3 tRNA genes are annotated in these 292 nt (G+C 49.0%); all 3 read left to right on the plus strand.

The window, feature by feature from the left end:
- The first annotated feature begins 8 nt into the window (after positions 1–8).
- The 3 genes from ACVYAD_RS25215 to ACVYAD_RS25225 all read left to right on the plus strand — a co-directional run bounded on the left by ACVYAD_RS25215 (position 9) and on the right by ACVYAD_RS25225 (position 244).
- A tRNA-Phe gene (locus ACVYAD_RS25215) sits at positions 9–84 on the plus strand.
- A gap of 3 nt (positions 85–87) precedes the next feature.
- A tRNA-Gly gene (locus ACVYAD_RS25220) sits at positions 88–161 on the plus strand.
- A 6-nt stretch (positions 162–167) separates the two neighbouring features.
- Positions 168–244, plus strand: a tRNA-Ile gene (locus tag ACVYAD_RS25225).
- The last annotated feature ends 48 nt before the right edge of the window (positions 245–292 follow it).

Consider the following 292-nt stretch of genomic DNA (forward strand, 5'->3'; position numbering starts at 1 on the left):
AAAAATATGGGTCAGTAGCTCAGTTGGTAGAGCATTAGATTGAAGCTCTAAGTGTCGGCGGTTCGATTCCGTCCTGACCCACCATATGCGGGTGTAGTTTAATGGTAAAACCTCAGCCTTCCAAGCTGATGTCGTGAGTTCGATTCTCATCACCCGCTCCAATCTATGGGCCTATAGCTCAGCTGGTTAGAGCGCACGCCTGATAAGCGTGAGGTCGATGGTTCGAGTCCATTTAGGCCCACCATTATTCCGAAGTAGCTCAGTTGGTAGTAGCACCTGACTGTTAATCAGG

Source organism: Lysinibacillus sp. G1-3 (assembly GCF_056322905.1).